The sequence below is a fragment of the Streptomyces sp. NPDC058375 genome (assembly GCF_042723425.1).
GTDB lineage: Bacteria > Actinomycetota > Actinomycetes > Streptomycetales > Streptomycetaceae > Streptomyces > Streptomyces durocortorensis.
The window spans coordinates 1-16,081 of record NZ_JBHXJG010000032.1 but is presented as its reverse complement, the minus strand read 5'-3'; the positions used below and the strand labels follow the sequence as shown (position 1 = coordinate 16,081).

The window sequence follows — 16,081 nt, the reverse complement described above, 5'->3', positions numbered from 1 at the left end:
CTACAGGCATGAAGCCCCGCGCGCCTGTGATTGCGCACGGGGCTTCCGTATCGGCCTGTGATCTGCGACGCGTTTGCCGCTGATCGCCTGTGTTGTCGCCTTATAAGGGCTCAGGGACGTGTTTTTGTGCCGCTTCCGCTTCCGCTTCCGCTTCCACTGCCGCTTCCGTTGGCGCTGGCGCCGCCGAGCTTCTTGGCCAGCTTCATCGCCTGAGGGATGGCCGACCCGCCGTACGGGCCCGAGGCGCCGGGTGCCCCGGAAGCGGGGGATCCGCCCGTGCCCAGCCAGCCGGCCAGCTTGCCGCCCTCGGCGACCGCCCGGAGCCGTTCCTCCGCCCGGTCGCGCACCGGGTCGGTGGCCACCACCAGCAGCTCGTCGCCGCGCCGTAGCACCGTCGCCGGGGACGGGACGAAGCTCTTGTTCTCCCGGACCACCAGCGTGACCGCGGCGCCCGCCGGAAGCCTCAGCTCGCCGACCTCGACACCGTGCATCTTCGACTTCGTGGGAATGGCGACCGACAGCAGGTGGCCGCGCAGCCGCTCCAGAGGGGCCGACTCGATGCCCAGGTCGTCGGCCTCGGCCGGGTCGTCGGCGATGTTCAGCTTGCTCGCGACCCAGGGCAGCGTCGGGCCCTGGATCAGGGTGTAGACGATGACCAGAACGAAGACGATGTTGAAGATTCTCGTACTGCCCTCCACCCCGGACACCATCGGAATGGTCGCCAGGACGATGGGCACCGCCCCACGCAGCCCGGCCCAGGACATGAGGACCTTCTCGCGGGCCGGCAGCCGGAACGGCGCGAGACTCAGGAAGACCGACAGCGGCCGCGCCACCATGGTCAGCACCAGGCCCACGACGATTGCGGGCCAGAAGTCGTCGACCAGGTCGTGCGGGGTGACCAGCAGGCCGAGCAGCACGAACATGCCGATCTGAGCCAGCCAGCCGAGCCCGTCGGCGAAGCCCCGGGTGGCGGGCCAGTGCGGCAGCTTGGAGTTGCCGAGGATCATCGCGGCCAGGTAGACGGCGAGGAACCCGCTGCCGTGGGCCATGGCACCCGCCGCGTACGCCGAGACGGCGATGGCCATCACGGCGATCGGGTAGAGGCCGGAGGCCGGCAGTGCCACATGGCGCAGCCCCAGGGATCCCAGCCAGCCCACCGCGATGCCGATGGCGGCGCCGATGGCCAGCTCCATGGCGATCTCCGCGACCAGGACGTACCAGTGCTCGACCGGACCGACCGCGGAGAGCGCCACGACCATGATGACGACGGGAGCGTCGTTGAAGCCGGACTCGGCCTCCAGGACCCCGGTGATCCGGGGCGGCAGCGGAACCCTGCGCAGCACGGAGAAGACGGCCGCCGCGTCGGTCGATGAGACGACCGCGCCGATGATGAGCGCCTGACGCCAGTCCAGACCGACCAGGTAGTGCGCGGCCGAGGCGGTGATGCCCACGCTGATGCCGACGCCGACGGTCGAGATCACCGCGGCCGCGGGCAGGACGGGTCTGACCTCTTTCCACTTCGCCCCGAGTCCGCCCTCGGCCAGGATGACGACCAGGGCGGCGTAGCCGAACACCTGCGTCAGCTCGGCGTTGTCGAACTTGACGTCGAAGATGCCGTCCTGCCCGAGGGCGATCCCGATGCCGAGATACAGGAGCAGGCTGGGGAGCCCGCTGCGCGAGGAGATCCGTACCGCCGCCACGGCGACGAGCAGGACGAGCGAGCAGACGAGCAGGAGTTCATTGAGCGCGTGGACAGTCAGCGGCCGTTCCTTCCCTGCGTGCGCCTGCCGGATCGTCCTCCGGCAGCCAGTTACTTCGTTACCTTACCTAATCGTTAACGATTCCTTGACGGCTTCGAGTGTTCGTACGAGGAAGACGCAAATGGATGCATCCCTATACCGCGTCCGAGTGGCTTCTCCGCTGCGCCTATGGTTGCTCCTGCACGCCCAGGACCACCCTGCCCCTCGAAGGACAGCGATGCCCGCCAACACAACCGCCTCTTCCGGCCCTTCCGACGCGAAGAAGCCCGGCAGGAAGAAGGGGCGACGCGCCCGCCTGATCGTGCTCGTCCTGGTGCTGGCGCTCGTCGCGGGTGTCGGATATGGGGCGTACTGGTCCGTATCCACCGTGCGGGCCTCGTACCCACAGACCACCGGGTCGATGACTCTCGACGGCCTTTCGGGTGACGTCGAGGTCAAACGCGACTCCTACGGGATTCCGCAGATCTACGCGGACACCGACGCCGACCTCTTCCGCGCCCAGGGTTTCGTCCAGGCCCAGGACCGCTTCTGGGAGATGGACGTCCGGCGGCACATGACGTCCGGCCGGCTCTCCGAGATGTTCGGTTCCGGCCAGGTGGAGACCGATTCCTTCCTGCGCACGCTCGGCTGGCGGCAGGTGGCGCAGAAGGAGTACGACGAGGTCCTGGACGAGGGCACCAAGAAGAACCTGCAGTCGTACGCGGCGGGCGTCAACGCGTATCTGAAGGGCAAGGAAGGCCGGGACATCTCGGTCGAGTACGCGGCGCTGGGCCTGACCAACGACTACAAGCCCGCCGAGTGGACGCCGGTCGACTCGGTGGCCTGGCTCAAGGCGATGGCCTGGGACCTGCGCGGCAACATGCAGGACGAGATCGACCGTTCGCTGCTGACCAGCCGCCTCGACCAGGACCAGATCAAGGACCTGTACCCCGCGTACCCGTACAAGAAGAACAGGCCGATCGTCGAGCAGGGGGCCATCTCCCCGGTCACGGGCGAGTTCGACCCCGAGGCGACCCCTTCGGACAACGTCGGCGCCACGACCCCCGAGGGGGCCGCCGGGGGCCTGAACACCCAGCTCTCCGCCCTCTCCGACACCCTCGACGAGATCCCGGCGCTGCTCGGCCCGAACGGCAACGGCATCGGGTCGAACTCCTGGGTCGTCGGCGGCCGACACACGACGTCCGGCAAGGCGCTGCTCGCGAACGATCCGCACCTCGCGCCGATGCTGCCCTCCCTCTGGTACCAGATGGGCCTGCACTGCCGGGAGGTGTCCGCGAGCTGCCAGTACGACACCGCCGGATACACGTTCTCCGGCATGCCCGGTGTGATCATCGGTCACAACCAGGACATCGCCTGGGGCCTCACCAACCTCGGCGCCGACGTCACGGACCTCTTCCTGGAGAAGGTCTCCGACGACGGCTACCTGTACGACGGCAGCACCAAGCCCTTCAAGACCCGCGAGGAGACCATCAAGGTCGCCGGCGGGCGGGACCGGACGATCACCGTCCGCGAGACGAACAACGGGCCCCTGGTCTCCGACCGCAGCAAGGAACTGGACAAGGTCGGCCAGAAGGCCCCCGTCAGCAACGCCGCGCCCGACCGTGCCGACGGTTACGCGGTGGCGCTGAAGTGGACCGCGCTGCAGCCCGGCAAGTCCATGGACGCCGTCTTCGCGCTCAACCGGGCCAAGGACTTCACCACCTTCCGGGCGGCTGCCGAGAACTTCGAGGTCCCCTCGCAGAACCTCATCTACGCCGACACCGAGGGCAACATCGGCTACCAGGCGCCGGGCAGGATCCCGGTCCGCTCCGCGGGCTTCGACGGTACGGCGCCGGCGCCGGGCTGGGATCCGAAGTACGCGTGGAAGGGCTACATCCCCTTCGACGAGCTGCCCTACGAGTACAACCCGGACCGCGGCTTCATCGTCACCGCCAACCAGGCCGTCATCGACGAGAAGAAGTACCCGCACCTCCTGACCAAGGACTGGGGCTACGGGGCTCGCAGTCAGCGGATCAACGACCTCCTGACCCAGAAGATCAAGGGCGGCGAGAAGGTCTCGACCGATGACATGCAGAAGATGCAGATGGACAACTTCAGCGAGATCGCCGCGCTGCTGGTGCCCAAGCTGAAGGAGATCAACATCTCCGACCCGAGCGTCCGTGAGGCCCAGAAGCTGCTGGAGGGCTGGGACTACACCCAGGAACCCGACTCGGCCGCCGCCGCGTACTTCAACGGCGTCTGGCGCAACATTCTGAAGCTCGCCTTCGGCAACAAGCTTCCCAAAGAGATGCGGGTCGAGGGCGACTGCCTGAACGTGCCGCCGGCCAAGAACAGCGGCCCGGCCGACCAGCAGAAGAAGCTCGTCCGCGAGTGCGGCCAGCGCGACGGCGACACCGCGCAGCCGGACGGCGGCGACCGCTGGTTCCAGGTGGTCCGCGACATCGTGGACGACCAGGACAACGCGTGGTGGAAGGCGCCCGCCCGGGGTCGCGAGGACGCCTTGGAAAGCCGGGACGACCTGTTCGCCCGCGCGATGGACGACGCCCGCTGGGAGCTGACCTCCAAGCTCGGAAAGAACATCGACACCTGGAGCTGGGGCCGGCTGCACCGGCTGACGCTGAAGAACCAGACCCTCGGCACCGAAGGCCCCGGCCTGCTCCAGCGGGCGCTCAACCGCGGCCCCTGGAACCTCGGCGGCGGCGAGGCGGCGGTCAACGCCACCGGCTGGAACGCGGCGAGCGGTTACGAGGTCGTGTGGGTGCCGTCGATGCGCATGGTCGTCAACGTGGGGGACTGGGACAAGTCCCGCTGGATCAACCTCAGCGGGGCTTCCGGACATGCGTTCAACGCGCACTACACCGACCAGACCGACAAGTGGGTCGACGGGGAACTGCTCGACTGGTCCTTCGGGCGGGAAGCGGTCGACGAGTCCACCGTCGACACGCTGACGCTGAATCCGTAGCCCCATGGAGGGTTAGAAAGGGCTGTAGCCCTAAGGAGGGCTCACGAAGCGCCGTGCTCCGGCCGGCGTGACCACCGCGTCCACGGGGTGGTCGTGCGGTTCCGAGGGAACCCGCGCGACCACCTCGTTCTCGTACAGGAGCACGACGAGCGACGGGTGCGCCCCGGCGGCCGTCAGCCGGGCCAGCACCCGGTCGTAGCTGCCGCCGCCCCGCCCCAGCCGCATCCCGGCCCCGTCCACCGCCAGGCCGGGCAGCAGCACGGTGTCGGCGGCGAGGACGGCGTCGGGGCCCAGGCGCGGTCCGTCCGGTTCAAGGAGCCCCCGCCCGGCCGGGAGCAGGTGCGCCGGCCCCTCGTAGGCCGCCCAGTCCAGGTCGTTGTCGGCGAGGAGGACCGGCAGCAGCACCCGTACGCCGTGCCCGCGCAGCGCCTCCAGGAGGGCGCGGGTGCCCGGTTCGCGTCCCACGGAGACGTACGCGGCGACCGTACGGGCGTCGGCCAGTTCGGGTAGACGCAGGGCGGCCGAGGCGAGAACCGCGGCGGCCTCTACGGCGTCCTCCTTCGTCAGGAGGGCCCGCGCGGCGAGCAGTTCGCGCCGCAGTGAGCTCTTCGCGGACGCCTTTCCGGACTTGTCGGTGTTCAAGGGTGACTCGCACGATTCTCGTATGGGCATATTTAAGGACGAAGTTAACCGGAATATCAGCTTCCGGCCGTGTGCAGCCGTTAAGGTCGGCACATGACTCAGTCGCCCCCCAGGATCAGCAAGGCCGTCATCCCGGCAGCAGGTCTCGGCACCCGGTTCCTGCCCGCCACGAAGGCCACTCCGAAAGAGATGCTGCCTGTCGTCGACAAGCCGGCCATCCAGTATGTCGTCGAAGAGGCCGTGGCAGCGGGGCTCTCCGACGTACTGATGATCACCGGCCGCAACAAGCGTCCCCTTGAGGACCACTTCGACCGCAACTACGAGCTGGAGTCCGCGCTCACCCGCAAGGGCGACGCCGAACGTCTCGCCAAGGTCCAGGAGTCCAGCGACCTGGCCACCATGCACTACGTGCGCCAGGGCGACCCGCGCGGCCTCGGGCACGCCGTGCTGTGCGCGGCCCCGCACGTGGGCGACCAGCCCTTCGCGGTGCTCCTCGGCGACGACCTGATCGACCCGCGCGACGCGCTGCTGGCCCGCATGGTCGAGGTCCAGGAGCGTGAGGGCGGCAGCGTCATCGCGCTGATGGAGGTCGACCCCTCGCAGGTCCACCTCTACGGCTGCGCCGCCGCGGACGCCACCGTCGACAGCGACGTGGTCCGCATCACCGACCTGGTCGAGAAGCCCGACCCGGCCGACGCCCCCAGCAACCTCGCCATCATCGGCCGGTACGTCCTGGACCCCGCGGTCTTCGCCATACTGCGACACACCGGGCCCGGCCGCGGCGGCGAGATCCAGCTCACCGACGCGCTCCAGCTGCTCGCCGCGGACGAGAAGATCGGTGGCCCCGTGCACGGCGTCGTCTTCAAGGGCCGCCGCTATGACACCGGCGACCGCAGCGACTATCTGCGCGCCATTGTCAGACTGGCGTGCGAACGTGAAGACCTGGGGCCGGACTTCCGGACCTGGCTGCGCAAGTACGTCGCTGAGGAGATGTAACCCCGTGAGCAGCACGATCTGGTCGGTCGACGAGCACCTCGACGACATCCTGGACTCGGTGAGGCCGCTGGAGCCCATCGAGCTGCAGCTGCCCGACGCCCAGGGCTGCGTCCTCGTCAAGGACGTCGTCGTGGAGGTGGCCCTGCCGCCCTTCGACAACAGCTCCATGGACGGTTACGCGGTCCGCATCGCCGATGTCGAGGGCGCCAGCGAGGAGTTCCCCGCGGTCCTCACCGTCATCGGCGACGTCGCCGCGGGCAGCGCGGGGCTCGCCGACGACCAGGTCGTGGGACCGGGACAGGCCGCCCGCATCATGACGGGCGCCCCGCTGCCCGCCGGCGCGGAGGCCGTGGTCCCGGTCGAGTGGACCGACGGCGGTACGGGCGGGGGCCCGGCCGAGGGGATGCGCGCCCACGCCGACGCGCCGGAGGGCGCCACCGGCGAGGTCAAGGTGCACCGGCCCGTCGAGGCGGGCGCCCATGTGCGCGAGCGCGGCAGCGACGTCAAACCGGGCGAGCTGGCGCTGGCGGCCGGGTCGGTCGTCGGCCCGCCGCAGATCGGGCTGCTCGCGGCGATCGGCTGCTCCACCGTGGTCGTACGGCCCCGCCCCCGCGTGGTCGTCCTGTCCACCGGCAGCGAACTGGTCCAGCCCGGTGAGGCACTGACCGGCGGTCAGATCTACGACTCCAACAGCTTCGCGCTGACCGCCGCCGCCCGGGACGCCGGAGCCATCGCCTACCGGGTCGGCGCGGTGGCCGACGACGCCGAGACGCTGCGCGCCACGATCGAGGACCAGCTGATCCGCGCGGACATCGTCGTCACCACGGGCGGCGTCAGCGTCGGCGCGTACGACGTCGTCAAGGAGGCGCTGTCCTCCGTCGGCGACGAGGACGAGCCGGGCAGCGGGGTCGAGTTCCGCAAGCTCGCGATGCAGCCGGGCAAGCCGCAGGGCTTCGGGTCGATCGGCCCGGACCACACCCCGCTGCTGGCCCTCCCGGGCAACCCGGTGTCTTCGTACGTCTCCTTCGAGCTCTTCGTCCGCCCGGCCATCCGCGCCCTCATGGGCCTCCCCGACGTGCACCGCCCCACGGCCCGCGCCGAGCTGCGCGCCGACAAGGCGCTCGCCTCGCCGGAGGGCCGCCGCCAGTTCCTGCGCGGCCGTTACGACGCGGAGGCGGGCACGGTCACCCCGGTGGGCGGTTCCGGTTCGCATCTGATCGCCGCGCTCGCGCAGGCGGACGCGCTGATCGTGGTCCCCGAGGACGTCACCTCGGTGGAGCCCGGCACGGAGACGGACGTGATCCTGCTCCGCTGACCGCCGCCCGGTGGCGGTACGGTATCTGCCGCCGTGCCTTCCGGAGGACCCCCTCCGGGTCCGAGGCCCATCGGTGCCCCTACCGCTAGGCGGAGTGAGTTGAGTACGCAGAACAGGCTGACGCACATCGACGAGGCGGGCGCGGCCCGCATGGTCGACGTGTCGGAGAAGGACGTCACCACCCGCGTCGCCCGCGCGTCCGGCCGGGTGCTCGTCTCGCCGCGCGTGATCGAGCTGCTGCGCGGCGAGGGAGTCCCCAAGGGCGACGCCCTCGCCACCGCCCGGATCGCCGGGATCATGGGGGCCAAGCGCACCCCGGACCTGATCCCGCTCTGCCACCCGCTGGCCGTCTCCGGCGTGAAGGTCGACCTGAGCGTGGCCGACGACGCGGTGGAGATCACGGCCACCGTGAAGACGACGGACCGCACGGGCGTCGAGATGGAGGCCATGACCGCGGTGTCGGTGGCGGCGCTGACCGTCGTCGACATGATCAAGGCGGTCGACAAGAGCGCCGTCATCACCGACGTACGGGTCGAGGCGAAGTCGGGCGGCAAGTCCGGCGACTACCGGCGCACCATGCCGGCGGAAGCGTCGGGACCGGACGCATGACGCCGCCCGAGCCCACGGGAACCGCCGGCCACGAGCAGCCGGCGCGGGGGCCGGAGCCCACCGGAGCCGCGCCGGTCACAGGCGCCCCGTACGCCGCCCTCGTCGTCACCGCCTCCAACCGGGCCTCCGCCGGTGTGTACGCGGACAAGGGCGGCCCCCTGATCGCCGAAGGGCTCACCGCCCTCGGCTTCACGGTCGACGGCCCGCAGGTCGTCCCCGACGGCGATCCGGTCGAGGCGGCCCTGCGCGCCGGAGTGGCCGCCGGGTACGACGTGATCGTCACCACCGGCGGTACGGGCATCTCGCCCACCGACGCCACTCCCGAGGCCACCCGCCGTGTCCTCGACCACGAGATCCCCGGCATTCCGGAGGCGATCCGGGCCGAGGGACTCGCCAAGGTCCCGACCGCAGCCCTCTCCCGGGGCCTCGCGGGCGTCGCCTCCCGCACGCTCATCGTCAACCTCCCCGGCTCCACCGGCGGGGTGAAGGACGGGCTCGCCGTCCTCGGCCGGCTCCTGGTGCACGCCGTCGACCAGCTCCGCGGCGGCGACCACCCCCGACCGGGGAGCCCGAGCTGAACATCGCGACCTGGCCGGTGACGCTGACCGACGGCGAGATCGTCCTGCGCCCGATAAAGATGCGTGACCAGCGGATGTGGCGCGAGGTCAACCGGCGTAACCGCGACTGGCTGCGCCCCTGGGAGGCCACCGTCCCGCCGCCGGCCCCCGGCGGTCCGATGGCGCAGCGTCCCACGTACCGGCAGATGGTCCGCCACCTGCGCGCCGAGGCGAACGCTGGGCGGATGCTGCCGTTCGCCATCGAGTACGAGGGCCGCCTCGTCGGACAGCTCACGGTCGCGGGGATCACCTGGGGCTCGATGTGTTCCGGTCATATCGGCTATTGGGTCGACCGGAGCGTCGCCGGGCGCGGGGTCATGCCGACGGCCGTGGCGCTCGCGGTGGACCACTGCTTCCGCACGGTGGGCCTGCACCGGATCGAGGTCTGCATTCGCCCGGAGAACGCGCCCAGCCGCCGGGTGGTGGAGAAACTCGGATTCCGTTCGGAGGGCGTGCGCCCGCGCTATCTCCACATCGACGGCGCCTGGCGCGACCACCTGATCTTCGCGCTCACCGCCGAGGAAGTGCCCGAGGGGATGCTCCGGCGCTGGCGCCGGTCGCGCCCGGTGACGCCGAGAGGCTCCGGACCGTCCGGCGAAATAAAATAAGTGTTCGAATTTGATCGCCGGATGACCGCCGGATGACCGCATTGGGTCCGGCTATCGGTGGCTGTTGATCCGAACAATCACAAAAAAAGTCCGTGATATCAGCCGGATCGTGCGACACACCGGGCCAATTGGCGGATCCTTCCGCGCAAACCCCTCTACGGTGTGAGCGTGAGCAGCAGCGGCCTCATCTACGCAGTCATCGTCGGGGCCTGGGCCGCCTACTTGGTGCCGATGTGGCTCCGCAGGCAGGACGAGCTCAACGAGGCCCGTCCAACGGAACGCTTCAGCACCGCCATCCGGCTGCTGTCCGGCCGGGCGGCGATGGAGCGCCGTTACGCCAAGGAGCTGCGGGAGCGCACCGCCGAGGAGGCGGGGCCCGACGCCGACCCGGACCGGGAAACGGACCGTATGGAATCCGTGGACGTCCGGGCCTTTGCCGCGCCTCCGGCGCATACGGAAGCCAGATTGAGCGACCCGGCGCACGCTCCCGAGCGCGCCCCGGGCCACCAGGCCTCCGACCGCCCGGCGCACGACCGGCGGGCGGGGCATCAGCCCCCGGATCGCCAGTCCCCGGGCCGTCAGGCGCAGGATCGTCAGCCTCCGGACCGTCAGGCGCAGGAACGCCGGTCCGGCGAGCTCTCCGCGGAACACACGCCCCCCGCCCAGCGACGCCCGCGCTCCGGCGCGGCCGACGCCGAGCAGGCCCGGCGCGCCCAGCGCTCCCAGGTCCTGGCGCGACGCAGGCGGACCACCGTCGTCCTCTTCCTGGCCTTCACCCTCGGGGCGATCGTCGCGGCGGTCGGCGGCCTCGGCTTCCTGTGGGCTCCGGCCGTCCCGGCCGTGCTGCTGAGCACGTACATCGTGCATCTGCGCGCCCAGGAACGCCGACGGTTCGCCTTCACGATGGACCGCCGCCGGGCCGAGGACGCGGCGCAGCGGCTGCGCGAGAACCGCCCGCGCAGGAACCAGCCCGCGGCCCCCGCCCCTGCCGAGCCCGACGACGACTCCGAAGCCCACCACCCGGAGCCGGAGCCGACCCCCACGGTCTCCCCCCAGGAGGCCGGCCGCCGCGCCCTGGTCGAGCAGACGGACCACGCGGAGTGGGTGGACCAGCAGCGCGAACGCGGCCGCGTCCAGGGCGACAGCTGGGAGCCCGTTCCCGTACCGCTGCCCACCTACGTCACCGCGCCCGTCGCTCCCCGGGCCACGGGCGGTGTGGAGGTGGGCGACCCGGAGACCTGGAGCGCGGCCCGCTCCAGCGCCGCCGAGCCCACCCAGACGGGCACGTCGCACCCGACGCCCCCTGCGGTCGAGCCGGCCCCGCGCCAGCGCACGAACCAGTCCCGCCGCAACCGCGACCGGGGCCGGACCCCGCTCTTCGACCAGTACGACGACGAGGACCGGCCGCGTGCGGCCAATGAGTGAGGCCCCCGGGGACGCCCGGGGGCACCGGGAAACGCGACGCCGCTGACCAGCGGAGGAACGGATTTCCAAGCACCCCCGTGAGGGTGCTAGAGTTTCACACGTCGCAAGGGCCTGTGGCGCAGTCTGGTAGCGCACCTCGTTCGCATCGAGGGGGTCTGGGGTTCAAATCCCCACAGGTCCACAACCGACAGTTCTTGAGTAGCTCTCAAGAAGCGTCACGAGATCCCGTTCCGCCGAAAGGCGGGGCGGGATCTCGTCGTTTCCGGCCGCGCGTCGCCGCGCCCCCGCCCGGGGCGGGTCTACCGCTCGCCCCGGGACAGGGCCGCCAGCAGGACCAGATGCTGTTCCAGCCAGTGGTCGATCTCCGTGGTCCACAGCGGATGGTCGCCGGGCACGTCGTCCGGAACGGGCGGGTGCGGCCGTCCGGCCACGATGATCCGCATGCCGTGCGGAGGCGTCCGGGGCAGCAGCGCGGCGATGCTGTGGCAGCCCGGGCCGGCGGTGACGCCGTGGTCCTCGTCCAGCCCATCCACCACGAGGACGAGCCGCCGGCCCTCCGCCGCGCAGCGCTCGGCCGCACGGTCCAGGGCGAGCCACAGCTGTTCGTCTCGCGTGTGCGGCGTGCTCAGCGGCTCCTCCTCCCGCAACAGGGCGTACAGCTGCCGCTGGACGACCTCGCAGAAGGCGGAGGCGTCATCCTGGCCCGCCATACGGGAGGTGATGAAGAACGCGACGACGTCGATTCCGGACGGCGGATTCACGACGAACTCCGCCAGCAGGGCGGACTTTCCGGCCCAGGCGGGGGCCAGCCAGCGCCAGTAGTTCCTTTCGGAGACGTCTTCCGTACGTGCATCCGTACGCGCCTCCGTGCTGAAGGACGCCAGTTCCGAAAGCTCGGCCTCACGTCCCCGGAAGTCGGCCGCCGCCAGCCTGTCGACCTGGAGCAGATAACCCGATACCGCGGGCCGTTGTCGGACAAGAGCTACCGAGCCGTTGGACACCCCGGTGTTCGAGAAAGCCACGTCCCCTTGCGCCGACGCGTCGTCCGTTTCCTTCGCCCCGATCCTGCCGCCGGCCACAGCTCCGCTACCCCTGCCGGAATCCGGTGTTCGCGCTGCCCCCGTCGGCCTCCGCGTCGCCGGTGTCGCTGACGGACACCGAGCCGGGCGCGGTGGTGGAGGACGGAGCGACGAAGCCGGTGTTGGCCTCGCCGCCGCCGCGGGACACCGCCCTTCCCGTGCCCGAGACTTGCACGTCGGGGCCCCGGGGCGGGGCGAGCGCCCCGTACACGCCGACTCCCAGGGCGCACTCCCGCGAGCACGGCGACCTCCAGGCCCGTCCACATCAGTACGGCTCTTCGGCCTCTGTTCATGCCCGTGTCCCCCCTCATTCGGATGGCAACTCCACGGCTGGGAAATGGTGTTCGGGGTGGACTCCGGATCGGCGTACGACCCGGCGCAAAGGTCCGCACCAGCGCTTTCCGCCGTTCTCTCTACAGTTCTCGGCCAGTTCTGTAGAAAAGAGCCCCACCGTCGCTTCTTGTCGCGGGAGTTCCGGCTGCGCCAGAGTTCGAGGCGCGGCGACAGGAACATGTCATCGCCGCCGGGCAGTGTCCATGGAACACATCACGCTTCCCCAGGCGTGGTGTGGCCACCCCCCCCATTGTCTGGACGCTCGCCTGCGTAGCGGAAGGAATCGCGTGAAGCACGGAAAGAAGAACGCGCGCAGATACATCGTGGCCGCCTCGATCGGCGCCCTTCTGTCGGCCGGAGTCGCCACAGGGGCCTACGCCGGTACGACACAGGAGCCCTCGGCACCCGCGGCGGCGCCCGCGTACCAGCCGGAGATGGTCAAGGCGCTCGCCACCACCCTGGGCGTCAGCGAGAAGGCCGCAGTGCAGCGGCTGGACCGGGAGGCCGAGCAGCAGGACCGGTTCGCGGAGCTGCGGGAGGACCGGGTCGACACGCTCGGGGCCTTCTTCGCCAAGGACGGTTCGCTGGTCGTCAACGCCGCCGACGCCGACGCGGCGAAGGACGTCCGGGCCGCGGGCCTCAAGGCCCGGGTTCCCGAGCGTGGCGAGAGCGAGCTCGACCGCATCAAGGCCCAGCTCGACGCCAAGGCGCTCAAGAGCGCCCCGGCCGGGGTCTCCGCCTGGTCCGTCGACCTCGCCTCGGACACCGTGACCGTCGAGGTCAACGGCGACTCCGACGCCGCCACCCGCAGCTTCCTCAAGGCCGCGCAGAGCAACGGTGACGCCGTGCGTGTCGTCAAGGGCCAGGAGAAGCTGGAGACCCAGGCCGTCGTTCCGCCCGGCAGTCGCATGACCTTCAACGGCTACCTCTGTTCCGTCGGTTACGGCGCCAAGGACCGCAGCGGCAAGCAGGTGCTCGTGACCGCCGGGCACTGCATCGAGGATCTGCCCGAACTGGCCTACAACGGCACCCGGTTCGCCAAGGGCACCCACACCCGGTTCGCGCTCGGCACCCGCAGCGTCGACATGGGCATCGCATCCGTCGACGCCGGCAACTCGATCGGCCTCGACGTCACCACGTACGGCAAGGCCGGCACCGTCCCGGTCAAGGGCAGCAAGCGGGCTCCCTCCGGCGCGGCGCTCTGCAAGTCCGGCCAGACCACCAACTGGACCTGCGGCAAGGTCGGTTCGTACAACGTCAGCGTCACCTACACCGACCAGAACGGCGGCCCCGACACCGTCGTGACCGGGCTCGCCAGCTCCAGCGTCTGCACCCAGGGAGGAGACAGCGGCGGCGCGTACATCTCCGGCGACCAGGCCCAGGGCATGACATCCGGCGGTCCCAGCAACCAGCGCTGCAACGGCCAGGTCAACTCGCCCGGCTCGTCCTACTTCCAGCCGCTCGACGACGCCCTCGCGTACTACGGGCTGACGCTCAACATTAAGTAGCCCCACCGCAGGAACAGACCGGCAGAAAAGGCCACCCCCCAGACGCGGGAGACCGTCCACTCATCCTGGGCGGTCTCCCGTTCCACTTGTTCCCGCTCCGCCTGTTGTTCCCGCTCCGCCTGTTCCCGCTCCGCCTGTTGCTCCCGCTCCGCCTGTTCCCGTTCCGTAGTCCCACGCCACCCCGTGGACACCGGGTTTGCACCGGGAGGTCAGCACATGGACGTTGTGCGCGTCGCTCAGCGGAATACGACGGCGGCCGCGGGGCGGGGCGCCGACCTTCTCCCGGACGTAGCGGTGGCAGTCCGCCGGCAGGGCGCCGGGGTGGAAGAAGACCTGCTGGAGGTATTCGTGGAGGTTGGTCCGCGACCAGCGTTCGTAGTGCGTGGCCGGGGTCTCGGAGGGGCTCACCTCGACCGCGTAACTCACCACTGTGGTGTCCAACTTGGCCAGTTCCCGGCCGAAGTGGATCTCCAGCACCAGGGACTTGAGCCCCTTCAGGTACGTGGCCTCGGCCAGGCGGCCGCAGGTGACCTTGATGTCGACGGGCTCGGCCGCCTCGTCGTCGAAGCTGATCACGAAGATCGCCCGGTCGGCCCCCGGCCGGCTGGCCCGCAGCACGTTCGTGGTGGAGATCCCGCTCAGCGTGCCGCTCTCGCCGACCCGCACGATGTCGTGGACCATCAGCGAGCTGGTCTCCTGGTTGAAGTGGCGGAAGCGGGCGCCGAGCGCTTTCTCCACCACCGAGTCCTCCCCGAGGATCTGGAGCGCCGCCCCCTCCGCGCCGGGCGGAGTGATCCGGCCGCGCGGGCGGCGCGGCCCGAGCAGCGAGCGCAGGGATCCGGCCGGCAGCTCCAGGATCTCCTCCAGTACGTCCACGGCCCGCAGGGACCGGGCCCGTTCGGGCTGGCTGCGGCCGCGCTGCCAGCTGCTGAGGGTGGCCTGGCTGATGGTGATGCCGCGCACCCTGAGCCGGTCGCTCACCCGCTCCAGGGAGAGCCCGCGGCGGTTCAGCGCCTCCCGCAGCACCTCGGGGAAGGTGTCGGCGCCGGTCGCGGCCGCGTGCAGGGCCGAGGTGGTGATGGCCTCGCCCGTCCGTGCCGCGGTGGCGTGCGCCTCGGTGGCCTGGGGCGTGGTGCCCTGCGCCGGAGTGGCTTGCGCCTCCGCAGCCCGCGGATCGGCGGCTCGCGCTCCGGTGGAGCCCGGACCGATGGCGCGCGCCTCGTCGGTGTCCGTATCGCTCGACATGTCCCTCCCGTTTCCGGCAGCCTCTCGGCGGGACGGCCTACGGGCCCCCGCATACTGGTTGACCACCGGACGGGTGGCGGATAACAAATCCCCCGGGCGTGACCTGGCCCACATTCCGGCGGCGGACCGAACGAAGGGCGTGAACGGCGTGGACAGCACCGCTCTGGTCATCGCGGCGAGGAATGGCGACCGGGCCGCCGGGGAACGGCTGGCCGCCCAGTACCTCCCGCTCGTCTACAACGTCGTCGGACGCGCCCTCAACGGCCATCCGGACGTGGACGACGTGGTGCAGGAGACCATGCTCCGGGCGCTCTCCGGCCTGCCCGCCCTGCGCGATCCGGCCCGCTTCCGCTCCTGGCTCGTCGCCATCGCCATGAACCAGGTCCGCAGCCGCTGGTCCAACCTCGGCCACCGCCCCGCCCCGCTGGAGGAGACCAACGACCCCGCCGACCCCGCCGCCGACTTCGTCGACCTGACGATCCTGCGCCTGGAGCTCTCCGGGCAGCGGCGCGAGACGGCCGAGGCCACCCGCTGGCTGGACGACGCCGAGCGCGACGTGCTGTCCCTGTGGTGGCTGGAGACGACCGGCGACCTCACCAGGTCCGAACTGGCCGAGGCGCTCGGCCTTTCCCCGCAGCACGCCGCCGTACGCGTCCAGCGGGTGAAGAACCAGCTCGACGTCGGCCGCGCGGTCGTCCGGGCCCTGGCCGCCGACCCCCGCTGCCCGGCCCTGGAGGACCTGCTGGGCGACTGGGACGGTACGCCGACGCCGCTGTGGCGCAAGCGGATCGCCCGCCATGTACGGGGCTGCGCCTCCTGCTCCGACGGCAGTACGGGGCTGGTTCCGCCGGAGGGGCTGCTCTCCGGGCTCGCGCTCGTGGTGCCGCTCTACGACAGCGGGCAGCAGGTAGCGGTGGCCGTCGCCTCCTCGGCCACCGCTACCTCGGCCACCGCCTCCGCCGCCGCGCCCTCGGTCGCCGCC

The 16,081-nt window shown here is 70.9% G+C and carries 14 protein-coding genes and 1 tRNA gene; 10 read left to right on the top strand and 5 right to left on the bottom strand.

The window, feature by feature from the left end:
* Window positions 1-110: 110 nt before the first annotated feature.
* Window positions 111-1,760 (bottom strand): potassium/proton antiporter, encoded by a 1,650-nt coding sequence (locus ACFWM7_RS08230; protein ID WP_383256618.1) that lies wholly within the window; start codon window positions 1,758-1,760, stop codon window positions 111-113.
* A 217-nt stretch (window positions 1,761-1,977) separates the two neighbouring features.
* Between ACFWM7_RS08230 and ACFWM7_RS08225 the strand changes: the two genes are divergently transcribed.
* Window positions 1,978-4,722 (top strand): penicillin acylase family protein, encoded by a 2,745-nt coding sequence (locus ACFWM7_RS08225; RefSeq protein WP_383256549.1) that lies wholly within the window; start codon window positions 1,978-1,980, stop codon window positions 4,720-4,722.
* Between the two features lie 30 nt (window positions 4,723-4,752).
* Here ACFWM7_RS08225 and ACFWM7_RS08220 read toward each other — a convergent pair whose 3' ends face one another.
* Window positions 4,753-5,364 (bottom strand): 5-formyltetrahydrofolate cyclo-ligase, encoded by a 612-nt coding sequence (locus ACFWM7_RS08220; RefSeq protein WP_383256546.1) that lies wholly within the window; start codon window positions 5,362-5,364, stop codon window positions 4,753-4,755.
* Between the two features lie 93 nt (window positions 5,365-5,457).
* Between ACFWM7_RS08220 and galU the strand changes: the two genes are divergently transcribed.
* The 7 genes from galU (at window position 5,458) to ACFWM7_RS08185 (ending at window position 11,115) form a co-directional block, all read left to right on the top strand.
* A complete protein-coding gene (gene galU / locus ACFWM7_RS08215; RefSeq protein WP_383256542.1) occupies window positions 5,458-6,360 on the top strand; it encodes a UTP--glucose-1-phosphate uridylyltransferase GalU in 903 nt (300 codons plus the stop codon).
* A gap of 4 nt (window positions 6,361-6,364) precedes the next feature.
* On the top strand, window positions 6,365-7,675 hold the full coding sequence (glp, locus tag ACFWM7_RS08210) for a gephyrin-like molybdotransferase Glp (protein WP_383256537.1): 1,311 nt from the start codon (window positions 6,365-6,367) through the stop codon (window positions 7,673-7,675).
* A gap of 99 nt (window positions 7,676-7,774) precedes the next feature.
* Window positions 7,775-8,284 (top strand): cyclic pyranopterin monophosphate synthase MoaC, encoded by a 510-nt coding sequence (moaC, locus tag ACFWM7_RS08205; RefSeq protein WP_383256534.1) that lies wholly within the window; start codon window positions 7,775-7,777, stop codon window positions 8,282-8,284.
* The gene (locus tag ACFWM7_RS08200; protein ID WP_383256531.1) at window positions 8,281-8,862 is read left to right on the top strand and encodes a molybdenum cofactor biosynthesis protein B; all 582 of its coding nucleotides are present in this window, start codon (window positions 8,281-8,283) and stop codon (window positions 8,860-8,862) included. The genes moaC and ACFWM7_RS08200 overlap by 4 nt, the downstream gene beginning before the upstream one ends.
* Before the next feature lie 17 nt (window positions 8,863-8,879).
* Complete coding sequence (locus ACFWM7_RS08195) at window positions 8,880-9,509, top strand: GNAT family N-acetyltransferase (protein WP_383256526.1); 630 nt, start codon at window positions 8,880-8,882, stop codon at window positions 9,507-9,509.
* A 168-nt stretch (window positions 9,510-9,677) separates the two neighbouring features.
* On the top strand, window positions 9,678-10,934 hold the full coding sequence (gene glpR / locus ACFWM7_RS08190) for a gephyrin-like molybdotransferase receptor GlpR (RefSeq protein ID WP_383256521.1): 1,257 nt from the start codon (window positions 9,678-9,680) through the stop codon (window positions 10,932-10,934).
* A 107-nt stretch (window positions 10,935-11,041) separates the two neighbouring features.
* Window positions 11,042-11,115: transfer RNA gene (locus tag ACFWM7_RS08185), tRNA-Ala, on the top strand.
* A gap of 118 nt (window positions 11,116-11,233) precedes the next feature.
* Here ACFWM7_RS08185 and ACFWM7_RS08180 read toward each other — a convergent pair.
* Window positions 11,234-11,956, bottom strand: a complete 723-nt coding sequence (locus ACFWM7_RS08180) for a hypothetical protein (protein WP_383256518.1) — start codon at window positions 11,954-11,956, stop codon at window positions 11,234-11,236.
* Window positions 11,957-12,020: 64 nt separating this feature from the next.
* A complete protein-coding gene (locus ACFWM7_RS08175) occupies window positions 12,021-12,161 on the bottom strand; it encodes a hypothetical protein (protein ID WP_383256513.1) in 141 nt (46 codons plus the stop codon).
* A 472-nt stretch (window positions 12,162-12,633) separates the two neighbouring features.
* On the opposite strand from ACFWM7_RS08175, the gene ACFWM7_RS08170 reads away from it, so the two are divergent.
* On the top strand, window positions 12,634-13,854 hold the full coding sequence (locus tag ACFWM7_RS08170) for a S1 family peptidase (protein WP_383256510.1): 1,221 nt from the start codon (window positions 12,634-12,636) through the stop codon (window positions 13,852-13,854).
* A 60-nt stretch (window positions 13,855-13,914) separates the two neighbouring features.
* Here the strand turns inward: ACFWM7_RS08170 and ACFWM7_RS08165 are convergent, their stop codons facing one another.
* Complete coding sequence (locus ACFWM7_RS08165) at window positions 13,915-15,099, bottom strand: multiprotein-bridging factor 1 family protein (protein WP_383256507.1); 1,185 nt, start codon at window positions 15,097-15,099, stop codon at window positions 13,915-13,917.
* A 139-nt stretch (window positions 15,100-15,238) separates the two neighbouring features.
* On the opposite strand from ACFWM7_RS08165, the gene ACFWM7_RS08160 reads away from it, so the two are divergent.
* The coding region (locus tag ACFWM7_RS08160; RefSeq protein WP_383256504.1) for an RNA polymerase sigma factor at window positions 15,239-16,081 on the top strand (843 nt) is incomplete at its 3' end.